The organism is Geodermatophilus sp. CPCC 206100, from assembly GCF_048569675.1.
Classification (GTDB): Bacteria; Actinomycetota; Actinomycetes; order Mycobacteriales; family Geodermatophilaceae; genus Geodermatophilus.
Window position 1 is genome coordinate 12,858 of sequence record NZ_JAQISV010000011.1, and the last position, 15,831, is coordinate 28,688.

Consider the following 15,831-nt stretch of genomic DNA (forward strand, 5'->3'; position numbering starts at 1 on the left):
AGGAGGGCACCGCCATGGCACAGATCCGACTGGGGATCGGCACCTCGCACGCCCCGCAGCTGAGCACTCCGCCCGAGGAGTGGGGGCAGCGGGCGCGCGCCGACCACCGCAACCCGGCGCTGGCGTTCCGCGGCGGCGACTACACGTTCGAGCAGCTGCGGGACCTGCGCGACGCGGCGTTCGCCGCCGAGTGCGACCCGGAGCTGTGGCAGAAGCGGCACGCGGCCAGCCGGGCGGCCATCGACGAGCTCGGCCGGATCACCGCCGACGCCGAGCTCGACGTCCTCGTCGTGGTCAGCAGCGACCACAAGGAGACGTTCACCGACGAGCTGCTCCCGCAGTTCGCCGTCTACTGGGGCGACACGGTCCAGCACGAGCCGTTCACCCAGGAGGACCTCGACGCCATGCCGCCCGGCCTGGCGATCGCCGAGGTGGCCAACGTGCCGGCGGAGAGCACCACCCGCCGGTGCCACGGGGAGCTGGCGCTGCACCTGATCAAGCAGACCAGCCGCGCCGGCTTCGACCCCGGGGCCTCCCGGGAGCTGCCGGCCGGCAAGTACCGGGACCACGGCATCCCGCACGGCTGGGGCTTCGTGCTCCAGCAGGTCCTCGGCGGCGGGGCGGACATCCCGGCGGTCGTGCCGGTCTTCGTCAACACCTTCTGGGAGCCCAATCCGCCGAGCGCGCAGCGCTGCTACGACTTCGGCGTGGCACTCGGCGCGGCGATCCGCAGCTTCCCCGGCGACCTGCGGGTCGGGCTCGTGGCCTCCGGGGGGCTGTCGCACTTCGTCATCGACGAGGAGCTCGACCGCCGGTTCCTCGAGGCCCTGGTCGCCAAGGACGCCGAGCACCTGCGGAGCCTGCCGGACGACGTCCTGCGCTCGGGGACGTCGGAGCTGCGCAACTGGACCGTCGTGGCCGGTGCGCTGGCCGAGTCGCCGCTCGAGGCGCGGGTCGTCGAGTACCAGCCCTGTTACCGCTCCGAGGCCGGCACCGGGTGCGGGATGGGCTTCGTCGCCTGGCAGGACAGCGCGGCGTCCCCGGCATGACGGCGGCGACCCGACCGGCCCTCCTGCCGGCCCTCGCACCCGACGAGTGGCCCGAGGAGGTGCCGGTCCTCGTCGTGGGCGGCGGACCGGCCGGGCTCTCCGCGGCCCTGCTGCTGGCCCAGCACGGGGTCGAGGTCCTGCTGCTGGAGCGGCGCACCTTCGAGTCCCGCTTCCCCCGGGCGCACCTGCTCAACGTGCGGACCATGGAGGTCTTCGCGGAGATGGGGGTGGCCGACGACATCTACGCGCTGGCCCCCGAGGACGACCGGTGGCGGAAGGTCGTCTGGTACACGTCGGTCGCCGGGCCGACGCCGCTGCACGGGCTGAAGCTGGGCGAGGTGCCCGCGTGGGGCGGGGGCGCGGACGCCGCCCGCTACGCCGAGGCCAGCCCGAAGCAGTTCTCCAACCTCCCGCAGCTCCGGCTCGACCCGCTGCTGTGGCGGCACGCCGACGCCGCCTGTCCCGGCCGGATCCGCGCCTCCCAGGAGGTCACCGGGATCGAGCAGTCCGGCTCCGGCGGGGTGACCGCGACCGTCCTGGACCGGAGCACCGGCGAGCAGCGCCGGGTGCGGGCCCGCTACCTGGTCGCCGCGGACGGCGGCCGGGTCAGCGCGGAGCTGCTCGGCGTCGAGCTGGAGGGCCCGCGGGCGATCCGCGACGTGGTCAGCTGCTACGTCAGCGCCGACCTGTCGCAGTGGTCGGAGCCCGACGCGCTGCTCGCCCACTTCCTCCAGCCTTGGAACGAGGGGCGCCCGGTCGGGGCGCTGCAGGCCCTGGGCCCGCACCGGTACGGGCGCGAGTCGCCGGAGTGGCTGGTGGCGGTGACCCCGCGCCCCGGGCAGCCGCCGGCCGCGGACGACGCGGAGCTGCTGGCCCGCGCCCGCGAGATGCTGGGGGTCGCGCCCGACCACCCGATCACGCTGAACGCGGTGAGCCACTGGCAGTACGAGGGGGTCGTCGCACGGCGCTTCCGGGCCGGGTCGGCGTTCCTCGTCGGCGACGCGGCGCACCGGCACCCGCCCACCGGCGGCCTGGGCCTCAACTGCGCGGTGCAGGACGTGCACAACCTCGCCTGGAAGCTGGCCGCGGTCCTGCACGGCTGGGCCGACGAGGCCCTGCTGGACACCTACGAGAGCGAGCGGCGGCCGATCGCGGCCGCCTACACCGCACACGCCCTGGAGAACGCCGGCCGGCACGCGCCCATCGGCGCCGCGCTGGGGCTCGGCCCGGGGACGAGCGAGGAGGAGGGCTGGGCGCAGATCGGCGTCCTCGCCGCCGAGGGGCCCGACGGCGACAAGCGCCGGGCACTGGTCGCCGAGGCGGTGGCCGAGAACGCCAACGACTACAGCCAGCTCGGCGTCGAGGCCGGGTTCTGCTACGAGGCCGGGGCGCTGGTCCCCGACGGCACCCCGCCGCCGCCCGGCGCCACGTCCCCGACGGCCTACCGGCCGACCACCCGGCCCGGGCACCACCTCCCGCACGTCTGGCTGCGCGGGGTGCGCGGCGGGAGCGGCCCGGTGTCCACCCTCGACCTGGTGCACACCGACGCCCTGACCCTCGTCGTCGGGCCGGCGGCGGCGCCGGCCTGGCAGCAGGCGGCCGCCGCGGCGGCCGGGGCCACCGGCTGCCCGGTCGCGGTCGCGGTCGTGTCCGCCGGCGAGGAGGCCTGGACGGCGGTCCGCGAGGTCGGCGACACCGGCGCGGTGCTGGTGCGTCCCGACCGGAAGGTCGCCTGGCGCACTCCCGAGGCGCCGGCCGACCCCTCCGCCGGGCTCACCGCGGCGCTGACCACCGTGCTGCGCGGCACCGCGACGGACGGCGGCGATCCGGCCGAGCCCCACCTCGAACGCATCCGGCAGGCCGCCGCGCGGCTGCGCCGATGACCCCGGAACCCCGAGAGAGCAGGCACCCCATGGAGCACCCGCAGGCCGCGACCGCGCCGGACCCTGCCGACGAGACCCTGGCGCGGCTGCGCCGGCTGGACACCTGCGCGGTCTCCGACGCGCTGGACACCCTCGGTCTGGACGGCGCGACGACCGGCGTCCGGCCGCTGTGGGACGTCCGCGTGCCCGTCGTCGGGCGGGCCCGCACGGTCACCGCCGGACCCCGCGAGTCCGGCCGGCCCGCGCAGCACATCGCCGCCGCGGCGATCGAGGCGGCGGGGGAGGGCGACGTCCTGGTCATCGCCAACGGCGGGCGCCTCGACGTCTCCTGCTTCGGCGGCATCCTCACCCTGTCGGCCACCCGGCGCGGGATCGGCGGGGTGGTGATCGACGGCGCCTGCCGCGACATCGCCGAGAGCGAGGAGCACGGGTTCCCCGTGTTCGGGCGGGCCGTGGTCCCGGTGAGTGCCCGCGGGCGGATCGTGCAGCTGGCGATGGAGGAGCCGGTGCCGTTCGCCGGCGTCACGGTGCACCCGGGCGACGTCGTCCTCGCCGACCGCAACGGCGTGGTGTTCGTGCCCGCCCAGGAGGTCGGCCGGGTGGTCGCGCTGGCCGAGCGGATCGCCGCCCGCGAGGAGGGCATGGCCGAGGCGGTGCGCAGCGGTCAGCCGGTCACCGAGGTCATGCACGACAGCAGGTTCCCCACCGCCGAGGAGGCATCCGCATGAGTGCGGCAGACAGCAGCACCGCGCCGGCGCACCCGCTGGCCGCCTACTCGGCTGCGACGGTCTCCGACGCCCTCGACCGGCTGGGCCGGCCCGGCTCGATGCTCGGCATCGCGCCGCTGTTCGACGGGGCGCGGCTGTGCGGCCGGGCCTTTCCGGTCCGCTACGTGACCGCGGGCTCGCCGCCCGGCACCGTCGGCGACTACCTCGACGACGTCGCCCCCGGTGAGGTCGTCGTCCTCGACAACGCCGGCCGCACCGACTGCACGGTCTGGGGCGACATCCTCACCGCGATGGCGCACCACCGGGGCGTCGGCGGCACGGTCATCGACGGGGTGTGCCGGGACGTCTCCCGGGCTCTCGGCGCCGGGTACCCGATCTACAGCCGCGGGCGGTTCATGCGCACCGGCAAGGACCGGGTCGAGGTGTCCGACGTCGGCCGGCCGGTCTCCGTCGGCGGCGTGCACGTCGCGGCCGGCGACCTGCTGCTCGGCGACGCCGACGGCGTGGTCGCCGTGCCGCGGGACGCCGAGGAGCAGGTGCTGGAGGTCTGTGCGGGGATCGCCGCGCGGGAGGAGGCCATCGTGGCCGACGTCCTCTCGGGCACCAGCCTCGCCGAGGCCCGCGGCCGGCACGGCTACCACCTGCTGCAGCGCCACGAGGCCGGGGCGTGACCACCGACGTCGGCGCCGTCCCGCGGGTGCGCGGCGGCGCGGACGCGGGCTACCCGGAGCTGTCCCTGCTGGTGGCCGGCCGCTGGACCGGCCGCGGCGACCGCGACGTCCGGCCCGTCGTCGACCCGGCGACCGGTGCGGTCCTCGCGGAGCTGCCGGTCGCCACGGCCGCCGACCTCGACGAGGCGGCGACCGCTGCCGCCCAGGCGTTCCCGCGGTGGCGGGACACCCCGGCCCACGACCGGTACGGGATCCTGCGCCGGGCGGCGGAACTGCTGCGCGAGCGGGCCGATCAGATCGGCCGGGTGACGACGCTGGAGCAGGGCAAGCCGGTGGCCGAGGCGACCCAGGAGGTCCACGGCGCCGCGGACATCCTGGACTGGTTCGCCGAGGAGGGCCGGCGGGTCTACGGCCGGATCGTCCCGTCGCGCCGCCCCGGCCTGCGCAACCTGGTGCTGCGCCAGCCGGTCGGGCCGGTGGCCGCCTTCACGCCGTGGAACTTCCCCATCACCATCCCGGCGCGCAAGATCGGCGCCGCGCTGGCCACCGGCTGCACGATGGTCATCAAGCCGGCGGAGGAGACGCCCGCGACCGGGCTGGCGCTGGCCCGCGCGCTGGTGGACGCCGGCCTGCCACCCGGCGTCCTGTCCGTGGTGTTCGGCGACCCCGCCACGGTCTCCACCCACCTGATCCGGTCCCCGGCCATCCGCAAGGTCACCTTCACCGGCTCCACGGCCGTCGGGCGGCAGATCGCCGCGCTGGCCGCCGAGGGGGTCAAGCGGGTGACGCTGGAGCTGGGCGGGCACGCGCCGGTGCTCGTCTTCGACGACGCCGACCTGGACCGGGCGGCCACGCTGGCCGCCGCGGCGAAGTTCCGCAACGCCGGGCAGATCTGCATCGCGCCCACCCGCTTCTTCGTGCAGGAGCGCGTCTTCGAGGACTTCACCGCCCGGCTGGCCGCGCGCATCGAGCGGCTGCGGATGGGCTCCGGGCTCGACCCCGAGACCACCCTCGGCCCGCTGGCCCACGACCGGCGGCTGCCGGCGATCGAGGCGCTGGTCAGCGACGCGGTCGACCGCGGCGCCGAGGTGGTCACCGGTGGCGCGCCCGGCGACGGGGAGGGCTACTTCTGGCAGCCGACGCTGCTGGCCGGCGTCGACCGGTCCGCGCGGGCCATGAGCGAGGAGCCGTTCGGGCCGGTGGCGCTCACCGTGCCGTTCACCGACCTGGACGAGGGGCTGCGCCGGGCCAACGAGCTGCCCTACGGGCTGGCGTCGTACGCCTTCACCTCCTCGCGCGACACCGCCTACGCCGTCTCGGAGTCGATCGAGGCGGGGATGTTGGCGGTCAACCACTGCATGCTGACCGCGCCGGAGACCCCGTTCGGCGGGGTCAAGGAGAGCGGGTACGGGTCCGAGGGCGGCAGCGAGGGGATCGAGGACTACCTGTTCGCCAAGCTGGTGAGCGAGGCGTGACCCCGGGGCGCCCGGCGGGCTCAGGGCGTGGTGCGCAGCCGCTCCTGCACCCGCTGGGCCGCCTCGATGACGGCGGGGGCCAGCTGCCGCACGCCCTGCAGGTTCCCCATGCGGCTGCTCGGCGCCGCGATGCCGATCGACGCCACCGGCGTCCCGGTGGTGTCGTGCAGGGCCACCGCGACGGCGGAGACACCGTCGGCGCTCTCCTCCCAGTTCAGGGCGTACCCCTGGCCTCGGATCTCCTGCAGCTCGGCCAGCAGGGCCGACCGGTCGCCCAGCGCGGCCGGCGTGTGGCGGGGCAGCTCCTCCTGCGGATACCGGCGCTCGATCTCGGAGAGGGGCAGCTCGGCCAGGATCGCCTTGCCGACGGCGGCAGCGTGCGCGGGCCGGACGATGCCGGTGCGGTTGCCCACCCGGACCGACCGGAGGCTCTCCACGCAGTCGACGAACCGGACGGTGGCGCCCTCGAGCACCGCGAGGCTCGCGGTCTCGTGGGTCTGCTCGCGCAGCTCCTCCAGCACGGGCCGGGCCACCCGGCGGATGTCGATGCGGCTGATGGCGGCCAGGCCGATCGCGTTGAGGGCCGGGCCCGGGCGGTAGGCGCCGTTGGGCCGGTCCTGCATGACGAAGTCCCGCCGCCGCAGGGCGCTGAGCAGGCGGTGCGCGGTGGACCGGGCGACGCCGAGCAGGTCGGCGGCCTCCGCGACCCGGAGGGCCTGGCGCTCGCCGATGAGCTGGAGCAGCCAGAGCGCGTTGTCCACCGAGGTCAGGCCCGGCCCAGCGGTGGGATCCGCGACGGCTGCAGCCTCCGGCGCGGGCGTCGCGTTCACCATGCCGGAACTCTAACTCACGGCATGCCCGCAGAGGGAACAGTTTCGGGAGGATCTCGTCAGTGAAGGCGTTGGTGCACCGCGGTCCGTTCGACCTCGCCGTGGAGGACGTCGACGACCCCCGGCCGGCCGCGGGTTCGGTGGTGGTCGAGGTCGCGGCGGTCGGCATCTGCGGCTCGGACGTCACCGCCTACACGGGCGAGATGGACACCGCCCGGCCCGGCGACGTCCGTGGCCACGAGTTCGCGGGCCGGGTCGTGGCCGCGGTCGGGCCCGACCAGCGGTGGCTGGGCCGGCCGGTCGCGGTCAACCCCTCGACCGTCTGCGGCAGGTGCCGGTTCTGCCGGTCCGGTGCGGACAACCTGTGCCCGGCCGGGCAGATCATCGGCGTCCATCGACCCGGCGCCTACGCCGAGCGGGTCGCGGTGCCCGCGGACCGGCTGGTCGCCTTCCCGGAGTCCGTTCCGCTCGCCGTCGCGGCCACCACCGAGCCGCTGGCCCAGGCGGTGCACGACGTCCGCCTGGCGCTGCGGGACGGGCCGGTCGGCACGGCGCTGGTCATCGGGGCCGGGGCGATCGGGTACTTCGTGCTGCAGGCCGCGCGGTTGCTGGGCATCGGGTCGGTCGCCGTCCTGGAGCCCGACGCCGCCCGCCGGGCCGCCGCCGCTGCCGCCGGCGCCGACCGGGTGCTCGCCACGCCGGAGGAGGCGACGGAGGCGTTCCGCGAGCAGCCGGTGGACGTGGTGTTCGAGGCGGTCGGGACCGAGGCGACGCGCCGGCTCGCGGTCGGCTGCACCCGGCGCGGCGGCACGGTCGTGCTCGTGGGGCTGCACTCCGACGACACCCCGCTGGCCTTCCGCGACGTCATCCGCCGGGAGGTGACCCTGCGCGGTGCCATGGCCGAGACCTCCGACGACTTCCGGCTGGCCGCCTCCTGGCTGGCCGACGGGCGCGCGGGGCTGCCGGCCGGCCCGCCACCCCGCCCGCTGGCCGAGGGGGCGGCCGCCTTCGACGAACTGGTCACGGCCGGGCGGCCGGAGCTGCGGCTGTTCCTGACCGGCCGCGCCTGACCTCGCCGGTCAGTTCTGGCGAGCAGAACCCGACCGGCCCCTGTCGTGCCACCCGCGTCCGCCCCCTAGCGTCGGGGCCGACCGTCCCCGTTCCGCACCCGAGTGGAGTTCCGATGCGCCTGGCCACCATCCGCACGACCGACGGCACCCGCGCCGTCCGGCTGGACGGCGACCGCGCCGTCGAGACCGGCCACGCCGACGTCGGCGAGCTCCTCACCGAGCCGGACTGGCGGAGCGTGGCCGAGGCCGCCGACGGGCCGGCGCACGACCGCGCGGGTCTCGACCTCGCCCCCGTGGTGCCCCGCCCGGGCAAGATCATCTGCGTCGGCGTGAACTACGCGGCGCACATCGCGGAGATGGGCCGCGAGCGCCCGCAGTACCCGACCGTGTTCGCCAAGTTCGCCGAGGCGCTGGTCGGCGCCCACGACGACGTCGTGCTGCCGGCCGCGTCCCAGGCGGTGGACTGGGAGGCCGAGCTGGCCGTCGTCATCGGCCGGCCGGTGCGGCACGCGGACGAGGCGACCGCGGCCGAGGCGATCGCCGGGTACTCGGTGCTCAACGACGTCACCGCGCGGGACTGGCAGAACCGCACGCTGCAGTGGCTGCAGGGCAAGACCTTCGAGGCGACCACCCCGTTCGGGCCGGAGCTGGTCACGCCCGACGAGGCCGGCGAGGGGCTGGACCTGACCTGCACCGTGGACGGCGAGACGGTGCAGTCGGCCAACACCGCCGACCTCGTGTTCGGGCCGGTGGCCGCGGTGGCGTACCTGTCGACGATCCTGACCCTCCAGCCCGGTGACGTCATCGCGACCGGCACGCCGGGAGGGGTCGGCCACGCGCGGAAGCCCCCGCGCTACCTGGCGCCGGGTTCGGTGCTCACCACGTCCATCAGCGGCCTGGGCGAGTGCCGCAACGTCTGTGTCGAGGAGAAGCGGGCATGACGAAGCCGGAGACGCTGGACTGGTGGGCCGACGGCGAGCGGCTGTTCGGGACGGCGCTCGGCCGGCTCACCGACGAGGAGTTCGACGCCCCGTCGCTGCTGCCGGGCTGGGACCGCCGGACGGTGCTGGGGCACGTCGCCCGCAACGCCGACGCGCTGTGCAACCTGCTCGCGTGGGCGCGGACCGGGGTGGAGACCCCGATGTACCCCTCCACCGATGCCCGCGACCGGGGCATCGCGGAGGCCGCGGCGCTGCCGGCCGCGGAGCTCCGGGCCGAGGTGCTGGCCGCCACCGGCCGGCTGGCCGACGCGGTGCACGGGCTGCCCGACGAGGCCTGGTCGGCGACGGTGCGGACGGCGCAGGGGCGGGAGGTGCCCGCGTCCGAGGTGACCTGGATGCGCTGCCGCGAGGTCTACGTGCACGCCGTCGACCTGGACGCGGGTGTCGGGTTCGCCGACGTCGCCGAGGAGGTCCAGGCGGCGATGGTCGACGACGTCTTCCGCATGTGGGACCGCCGCGACCAGGTGCCCGACGTGGTGGTGTTCGCCGGCGATCGCGAGTGGGGGACCGGCGCGGTCGCGGTCTCCGGCCCGCTCCCGGCGGTGACCGGCTGGCTGACCGGGCGCACGCGCGGGGAGGGCCTCGAGGCCGACGGCGGGATCCCTGAGGTGCCGGCCTGGCTGTGAGCACCCCGGGCCCCGGCCGGGCCCGCGGCTCAGCCCCCGGCCGGACCGGCGGCTCGGCCCCGGACCTGGCCGGCGGCTCAGCCCCCGCCCAGGCGGTCGGCGAGCGCCCGCTCGTCCGGCCGCAGCTCTGACGGGCCGTCGTCCAGCAGTCGCCAGGCGGTGTCGACGCCGTTCGGCCCGGTGCAGTGCCCGCCGGCCAGCGCGCCGTGCACCACCTCCCGCACCCGCGCCTCGTCGTCGGGGACCGCGGCGAACACGACCCGCACGGCCAGCCGGTCCCCGGTCCGGACGGCGGCCGTCCGGTGGGCCGCCAGGGGACAGGGCGGCTCGTGGTCCCAGCTGCCGCACAGCGCGAGCGTCACCGCGCCGCCGGGCGCCCGGTCGTCGGCGTCCCGGGGGAGGGCCAGCAGCGCGGCGTGCGCGTATCCGCGCCGGGCGGTGCTCACCGTCGGCGCTCCGGCGCGCGCCCGTTCGATCCGGTGTCGAGTGGGTAGGGGTCCGGCGTCATACAGAACGATCCCGTCTCGTACAGTGGTCGGCAGCTGCGGAGAGGCCCGGGTTCACGGGGGGTCCGGGCCTCTCCGCGTGCGCTCGTCCCGCCGGCAGCCGGTCGAGCAGGGCCTCGGCGACCGCGATCGCAGCCGGGTCCACCGGATCGGCGTCCGCAGCCGCGCGCAGCCAGGCCGCGAGGGGACCGGCGAGCGCCGGGGACAGCGCGGCGATCCACGCACCGGTGCCGGCCCGTGCCTCGGCGACGTGCTGGGTCCGCCCGTCGGGCAGGTGCGCGACCACCTCGGGCCGGGACGCCAGCAGCCCGCGGGTCCGCCAGTCGCCGCCCGTGGTGCGACCGGCGAGGGCCTCCAGCCGGTCGGCCGTCGTCCGGAGCAGGTGCGCGGATTCCACGGTGCGACATTCTCTTCTCATCACGTTCCGTGATCGGCCCGGGACCCAGCGGGCGTGTCGGGCGACTCGCCGTGGCGTTCCCCGGCGGTGCGGTGGGCGGACGGCCGCTGTTGGCTGCCCGTTGACCGCCAGGTCATGTCCGCTGCTGAGCGTGGGCCCCGTCCTACGGCCACCAACAGTGAAGGACCGCGCGTGACCACCACCCCCCAGCTCCCCGAGACCTCCGGCGTCTCCCGCCGCCGCTTCCTCGAGCGCGGCGCCGTCGGCGGCCTGGGCATCGCCCTCGTCGGCAGCGTCGACACCCTCTTCGGCGCCGGGACCGCCGCCGCGGACGGCGGCGGTCCTGGCAACGGCCGCGGCGGCGGGGACGGCCAGCTCGGGTACGGCCCGCTGGTGCCGGACCCCGCGGGCATCCTCGCGCTCCCGGCGGGCTTCTCCTACACGATCATCGCTGAGACCGGCGTGACGATCATGGAGGACGGTTCGCCGACCCCCGCCGACCCGGACGGCAGCGCCAGCTTCCCGCTGCGCCGTGGTGGCGCCGTCCTCGTCACCAACCACGAGGTCGGCAGCGACGAGGAGAACCCCGTCCCGCTGATCGACGGCCTCGTCTACGACAAGGGTGCCGGCGGCGGGACGACGAACGTCGTGGTGGACCGGGACGGCAACCGGGTCACCGAGTACGTCAGCCTGGCCGGCACCGTCAACAACTGCGCCGGTGGTGCCACTCCCTGGGACACCTGGCTGACCTGCGAGGAGACCGAGGACCGCGCGGGCGACGAGGGCACCTACGGCGCGCTGACCCTCGACCACGGCTACGTCTTCGAGGTCGACCCCTACGACAAGGACCTCAACCGGGATCCGAAGCCGATCAAGGCGCTGGGCCGGTACCCGCACGAGGCGGTGGTCGTCGACCCGCGCCGCGGCCACTTCTACCTGACCGAGGACGCCAGCGACCCCTACGGCCTCCTCTACCGCTGGACCCCGCCCAAGGACTTCCGGCCGGGCAAGGACCGGCTGCGCGACCTCGCGGACGACGCCGGCACGCTCGAGGCGATGAAGGCGTTCGACCGCGGCCGGTACGTCCCCGACCTCTCCGTCGCCGAGGAGATCGGCACCACGTACGCCGTGGAGTGGGTGGAGGTGCCCGACCGGGACGCGCGGGAGACCTCCACCCGCGCGCAGTTCGGCGAGGGTCAGGTCACCCGCAGCCAGAAGCTCGAGGGCATGTGGTGGGCCGACGGCGGGGCGTACTTCACCGCCTCCTTCGCCCGGACCGCCGCGGACGACGCCGACGAGGAGAGTGCCGTCGCGCACGACGGCCAGGTGTGGTTCCTCGACGCCAAGCGGATGACCATCGAGCTGACGCTGCGCTTCGCCTACACGCGCGACGACCAGGACAGCGACCCGGACGGCCCCGACAACATCACCGTCTCCCCGTTCGGCGGCGTGATGATCGCCGAGGACGGCGAGGGCGCCCAGCACCTGGTCGGGGCCACCGACCGCGGGGAGGCGTTCTTCTTCGCCCGCAACGAGACCGCCGCGCAGTCGGAGTTCACCGGCCCGAACTTCTCGCCGGACCGGCGGATCCTGTTCGCCAACATCCAGGGCGACGGCAGCAACCCGTCCGCCAGCGAGGGTGAGGGCAGCGCGGGCCCCGACGAGGGCGCCGACCCGGCCACCCCGGGCTACGTCTTCGCGATCACCGGTCCGTTCAAGCACCACCGCTGAGCCGGCGGGGGGCGGGTGCCCGGGCGCGAGCCCGGCGCCCGCCCCCGACACCCACTCGGGGACGCGCGTGGTCACCGGGCCCGAGCGCGTCGTCCTCGCCGTCGTCGTGCCAGCACCAGGATCAGCTCGGCCGCGATCGACCCCAGGAAGATGACGGCCGCCCAGAGCCACTCGTCCTGGACGAGCGCGGTGACGGCACCTCCGGTGCCCACCACGCCCAGCACGACCCCAGGCCCATCGACCGATGCCTGCGGGCTCGTCACGCCGGCCATGATCCGTTTGCACACTCACTCGAGCAAGCTCGGCGCCGGCCTCGACCGATGAGATCCGGCGGCGGATGGGGTCCGTTCCTCGTGAGCGCGGCCAGCCGGGCCGCCGCGACGACCTCGGAGGACGACCGTGACGCAGTACCTGCTGTCCTTGCCGCACGACTCGGCCGAGGAGCCGACGATGGCGTCGATGGATCCCGCCGAGCTGGAGGCCACGCTGGCAGTGGCCGGTGCCTTCCTCAAGGAGCTGGCGGAGTCCGGCGCTCTCGTCTTCGCGGGTGGACTGCACCCGCCGTCGACGGCGGTCACCGTCGACCACACCGGCGACGACCTCGCCCTCGCCGACGGGCCGTTCACGCAGGCGCCGGAGTACCTCGGGGGCATGTGGGTGGTCGAGGCGGCGGACCGGGAGGCTGCCGTCGCCTGGGCCGCGAAGGCATCCAAGGCGCTCGGGGGCCGGATCGAGGTCCGCGCCTTCCAGGAGGTCCCGGCCTGACGGCGTCGGGACCGGCGACGAGCGGCCGGCCGGTCGCGGCAGGGCCCGACGCACGGAGTGCGCGGTCCACCGGTACGGCAGCCGCTGTCCCGGGCCGTGCGGGCAGCCCTCGCACGACGACGTGAGGCTGTGACCCTCTCGCGGGCCCACGTGCGGTGAGCTGGTGTCGAGAAAGCCGGACCAGCTTCGACTCTGTCGTGGAGGGCCCACCCGGTGCCCCGACCGGAGGAGGATCCCGTGCGCACCGTGGTCGTCAGCAACATCGTGTCCGTCGACGGCTCGTTCGAGGGTCCGGGCGGCGACGTCATGGCCCTGAACATGGACGCCGCGTTCGACGCCTACAACCTCGAGCGGATCCGCGCCGCCGGCACCGTGCTGCTCGGCCGGCGCTCGTTCGAGGGCTTCAGCTCCTACTGGCCGCACATCGCCGACGCCCCGCACGACCCGGCGAACCGTGCCCTCAGCGACGACAACCGGGAGCTCAGCCGGCTCTACGACCCGCTGCCGAAGATCGTCGTCAGCGACGGGCTCGTCGTTCCGGCCGACAACCCGTGGCACGGCGTGACCACCGTCGTGCCGCGCGCCGCCGCGGCCACCCGGGTCACCGCCGAGAAGGAGCGCGGGGCCGGCGACATCCTGGTCTTCGCGAGCCGGACGATGTGGAACGGGCTGCTCGCGCAGGGGGTGGTCGACGAGATCCACCTCATGGTGGGGCCCCGGGCGCTCCCCGGCGGCACACCGACGTTCGACCGGCCCACCGACCTGGTCCTGCTCGACGCCCGTCGCCTCGAAGGATCCGAGAACGTCCTGCTCCGCTACGCCGTCCGTCGGTGAGTCCGCTCGACCGCGCTCAGCGTCGCCTGGTTTGCCTCGCCAGTCGGAGGCCCCGGATCCCGGCGCGCGGTGAGCTGGTCAAGCGGCGCCCGTGGGCCTCGTCCACGGCGAGTCGGCCGGTGTTCCTGAGCGGCCCACCGCGGGGCGACACCGACACGTGATCAACTCGCGCTCATGGTCGACCCAGCGAGCGACCGAGGGGCCGCTGACGCGTGCTGATCTCGCCGGCGCCGGTTCCTCAGGGCGGGCTCGAGGTCAGCCGGCGTCCCCGGAGGCCGCTCCAGCGCTACCGGGCTCTCCAGGAGCAGCCGCTTCGCGAGCCGCCTGACCGGACCGGTGCGCCTGGGCGCCCACTGTTCGGGATCTGTGTCGGCGACGGGCTCGGAGGAGGTCAGGACGGTCACGTGGTGCTCGTTCAGGGACATCACGCCCCTCCGGCCGGTCGCCGCCGGAATGGTGATCAAGCGGTCGGCGGAGCCGTTCCGTCCCGCAGCAGCCGGATCAGGTGGGCCTCGGTCTCCGGACGCAGCTCCGGCACGGTGACCGGCCCGTCGTGCCCCGCGCGATCACTCAGCCAGCGGGCGAACGTCAGCAACAGCTCATCCCGTTCGAGCTGCTCGCGCGCGATCCGCGCCCGCTCCGCTCGGTCGTCGTCGGTGAGCCACCGGATCGTCACGGCCCGAGCCTGCACCCGCGAGGCCGGGCGGGACAACGGTTGGGGCTTCCGTCGCCGGGGGTAGCCGGGGGAGACCCTCCCGCCCTCCCTGGAGCCGCCGTGAACTCGTCCGTGCCCGAGCTGCAGTCCCTGTCGCCCGGCCTCTACGACGTGGGGCAGCTGGCCATCCTGGGCGCCGGGTTCGCGCTGCTGGCCTACCTCCTCTTCTCGTGGATCAGCAAGGACGAGGTCTCCGCGCGCTACCGGCCCTCGTCCCACGCCGCCGTCTGCCTGGCCGCGGTGGCCACGGCGGCCTACCTGCTGCTGTACCTCGACTGGGACTCCGGGTTCCGCCTCCAGGACGGCGTCTACCTGCCCAACGAGGAGGCGCGGACGACGGAGAGCACCCGGTTCATCGACTGGTCGGTCACGGTCCCGCTGCTGACCGTCGAACTGCTCGCGGTGTGCTCGATCGCCGGTGCCGCCGCCCGCCGGCTGCGCTTCAGCACGATGGCGGCCGCCTTCCTCATGATCGTCACCGGCTACGTCGGCGCCCAGGTCGTCGACCAGGGCCGCGACACCGTCGCCCTCGTGGTGTGGGGGCTGGTCAGCACCGCCTTCTTCGCCTACCTGTACGTGGCCCTCATCGGCGCGGTCCGGCGATCGCTGCCCACGATGGGCGCCGAGGCGGCGGCCAGCCTCCGCAACGCCACGATCGTGCTGCTCGGCAGCTTCGGCATCTACCCGCTGGTCTACTCCGTGCCGGTGTTCGTCGACGTGACGCCGGCCTGGTTCACCGCCATGCAGGTCGGCTACTCGGCCGCGGACGTCGTCGCCAAGATCGGCTTCGGCGTCCTCGTGCACAAGGTCGCCAAGCTGCGGACCGCCGAGGACGTCGCCGCGGGCCGCGACACCCACCCCGAGCCGGTGTGGTCCAGCCACGTGCACAAGAGCGACGGCGTGCTGCCCGAGCTCGGCCGGGTCGCCCCCGCGGTCCTGGACCGGCTGCGCGAGTTCCCCCGGCGCGGGGAGCGGTCCCGCGCCGTTCCCGACGGCGGCTGAGCCGCCGGGAAGGGCTGTCCGCTCAGGAGGCCGGACGGCGCATCGGCACGTGCGGGATGCCGTCCTCGACGTAGCCCGGGCCGCTGCGGCGGAAGCCGAAGCGCTCGTACCAGCCCTCCAGGTGGGCCTGCGCGCCGAGGGTGATCGGGAACCCCTCGCACAGCCCGATGCCGGCCTCCATCAGCCGCGCGGCCAGCCCGCGACCGCGGTGCCCGGCCCCGGTGGCCACCCGGCCGATGGCCCGCGTCGCGCCGTCGTCGAGCACCCGGATGGTGGCCGCGACCTCCCCGTCGTCCTCGAGCCACAGGTGCACGGTGCCCGGCTCGACGTCCCGGCCGTCCAGCTCGGGATAGGGGCACTGCTGCTCGACCACGAAGACGTCGACCCGCAGCCGGCACAGGCCGTAGACCTCGAACGGGGTGAGCTCGGCGAAGCGGGCCGTGCGCAGGCGGGGCGGAGGGGAGGGCATGCCAGCAGTTGTAGCCGACGCCCCGCCACCGGTCCGTGGTACACCTGCTCGTCAGGTATGGCTTGCCTATCTTCAGGAG

General features: G+C 75.3%; 18 protein-coding genes. 12 read left to right on the forward strand and 6 right to left on the reverse strand.

Annotated features, from left to right (window positions below; all coding sequences use genetic code 11):
- The first annotated feature begins 14 nt into the window (after positions 1-14).
- Genes PGN05_RS06045 through PGN05_RS06065 form a run of 5 tightly spaced genes read left to right on the forward strand, consistent with a single transcriptional unit; the run spans position 15 to position 5,806 of the window.
- Positions 15-1,049 carry a hypothetical protein gene (locus tag PGN05_RS06045; protein WP_419751627.1) on the forward strand — a complete coding sequence of 345 codons (1,035 nt, stop codon included), beginning with the start codon at positions 15-17 and terminating at the stop codon, positions 1,047-1,049.
- A complete protein-coding gene (locus tag PGN05_RS06050; protein ID WP_419751628.1) occupies positions 1,046-2,932 on the forward strand; it encodes an FAD-dependent monooxygenase in 1,887 nt (628 codons plus the stop codon). Before PGN05_RS06045 ends, PGN05_RS06050 begins: the two co-directional genes overlap by 4 nt.
- A gap of 29 nt (positions 2,933-2,961) precedes the next feature.
- The gene (locus PGN05_RS06055) at positions 2,962-3,660 is read left to right on the forward strand and encodes an RraA family protein (protein ID WP_419751629.1); all 699 of its coding nucleotides are present in this window, start codon (positions 2,962-2,964) and stop codon (positions 3,658-3,660) included.
- Complete coding sequence (locus PGN05_RS06060; RefSeq protein WP_419751630.1) at positions 3,657-4,331, forward strand: RraA family protein; 675 nt, start codon at positions 3,657-3,659, stop codon at positions 4,329-4,331. Before PGN05_RS06055 ends, PGN05_RS06060 begins: the two co-directional genes overlap by 4 nt.
- A complete protein-coding gene (locus tag PGN05_RS06065) occupies positions 4,328-5,806 on the forward strand; it encodes an NAD-dependent succinate-semialdehyde dehydrogenase (protein WP_419751631.1) in 1,479 nt (492 codons plus the stop codon). The genes PGN05_RS06060 and PGN05_RS06065 overlap by 4 nt, the downstream gene beginning before the upstream one ends.
- A 20-nt stretch (positions 5,807-5,826) precedes the next feature.
- On the opposite strand, the gene PGN05_RS06070 is transcribed toward PGN05_RS06065, so the two are convergent.
- Positions 5,827-6,639: an IclR family transcriptional regulator gene (locus PGN05_RS06070; RefSeq protein WP_419751632.1), complete on the reverse strand. Its 813-nt coding sequence runs from the start codon at positions 6,637-6,639 to the stop codon at positions 5,827-5,829.
- Between the two features lie 59 nt (positions 6,640-6,698).
- Between PGN05_RS06070 and PGN05_RS06075 the strand changes: the two genes are divergently transcribed.
- The 3 genes from PGN05_RS06075 to PGN05_RS06085 all read left to right on the forward strand — a co-directional run bounded on the left by PGN05_RS06075 (position 6,699) and on the right by PGN05_RS06085 (position 9,333).
- Positions 6,699-7,706, forward strand: coding sequence for a zinc-dependent alcohol dehydrogenase (locus tag PGN05_RS06075; protein ID WP_419751633.1), 1,008 nt, complete (start codon positions 6,699-6,701; stop codon positions 7,704-7,706).
- 113 nt (positions 7,707-7,819) lie between these two features.
- Positions 7,820-8,647, forward strand: coding sequence for a fumarylacetoacetate hydrolase family protein (locus tag PGN05_RS06080; protein WP_419751634.1), 828 nt, complete (start codon positions 7,820-7,822; stop codon positions 8,645-8,647).
- Positions 8,644-9,333, forward strand: coding sequence for a maleylpyruvate isomerase family mycothiol-dependent enzyme (locus tag PGN05_RS06085; RefSeq protein WP_419751635.1), 690 nt, complete (start codon positions 8,644-8,646; stop codon positions 9,331-9,333). The genes PGN05_RS06080 and PGN05_RS06085 overlap by 4 nt, the downstream gene beginning before the upstream one ends.
- Positions 9,334-9,410: 77 nt before the next feature.
- Here PGN05_RS06085 and PGN05_RS06090 read toward each other — a convergent pair whose 3' ends face one another.
- The gene (locus PGN05_RS06090; protein WP_419751636.1) at positions 9,411-9,779 is read right to left on the reverse strand and encodes a hypothetical protein; all 369 of its coding nucleotides are present in this window, start codon (positions 9,777-9,779) and stop codon (positions 9,411-9,413) included.
- Between the two features lie 58 nt (positions 9,780-9,837).
- Entirely contained in the window at positions 9,838-10,236 is a 399-nt protein-coding gene (locus PGN05_RS06095; protein ID WP_419751637.1) for a hypothetical protein, read from the reverse strand.
- Positions 10,237-10,428: 192 nt separating this feature from the next.
- On the opposite strand from PGN05_RS06095, the gene PGN05_RS06100 reads away from it, so the two are divergent.
- Positions 10,429-11,967, forward strand: coding sequence for an alkaline phosphatase PhoX (locus PGN05_RS06100; protein ID WP_419751638.1), 1,539 nt, complete (start codon positions 10,429-10,431; stop codon positions 11,965-11,967).
- Between the two features lie 71 nt (positions 11,968-12,038).
- Here PGN05_RS06100 and PGN05_RS06105 read toward each other — a convergent pair whose 3' ends face one another.
- Positions 12,039-12,230, reverse strand: a complete 192-nt coding sequence (locus tag PGN05_RS06105) for a hypothetical protein (protein WP_419751639.1) — start codon at positions 12,228-12,230, stop codon at positions 12,039-12,041.
- A 136-nt stretch (positions 12,231-12,366) separates the two neighbouring features.
- Here PGN05_RS06105 and PGN05_RS06110 point away from each other — a divergent pair, with 136 nt between their 5' ends.
- Entirely contained in the window at positions 12,367-12,732 is a 366-nt protein-coding gene (locus tag PGN05_RS06110) for a YciI family protein (protein ID WP_419751640.1), read from the forward strand.
- 237 nt (positions 12,733-12,969) lie between these two features.
- Positions 12,970-13,566, forward strand: coding sequence for a dihydrofolate reductase family protein (locus PGN05_RS06115; RefSeq protein WP_419751641.1), 597 nt, complete (start codon positions 12,970-12,972; stop codon positions 13,564-13,566).
- A gap of 460 nt (positions 13,567-14,026) precedes the next feature.
- Here the strand turns inward: PGN05_RS06115 and PGN05_RS06120 are convergent, their stop codons facing one another.
- Entirely contained in the window at positions 14,027-14,242 is a 216-nt protein-coding gene (locus tag PGN05_RS06120) for a hypothetical protein (RefSeq protein WP_419751642.1), read from the reverse strand.
- A 99-nt stretch (positions 14,243-14,341) separates the two neighbouring features.
- Between PGN05_RS06120 and PGN05_RS06125 the strand changes: the two genes are divergently transcribed.
- The gene (locus PGN05_RS06125; protein ID WP_419751643.1) at positions 14,342-15,283 is read left to right on the forward strand and encodes a bacteriorhodopsin; all 942 of its coding nucleotides are present in this window, start codon (positions 14,342-14,344) and stop codon (positions 15,281-15,283) included.
- 22 nt (positions 15,284-15,305) lie between these two features.
- Here the strand turns inward: PGN05_RS06125 and PGN05_RS06130 are convergent, their stop codons facing one another.
- On the reverse strand, positions 15,306-15,752 hold the full coding sequence (locus PGN05_RS06130; RefSeq protein WP_419751644.1) for a GNAT family N-acetyltransferase: 447 nt from the start codon (positions 15,750-15,752) through the stop codon (positions 15,306-15,308).
- Between the last annotated feature and the right edge of the window lie 79 nt (positions 15,753-15,831).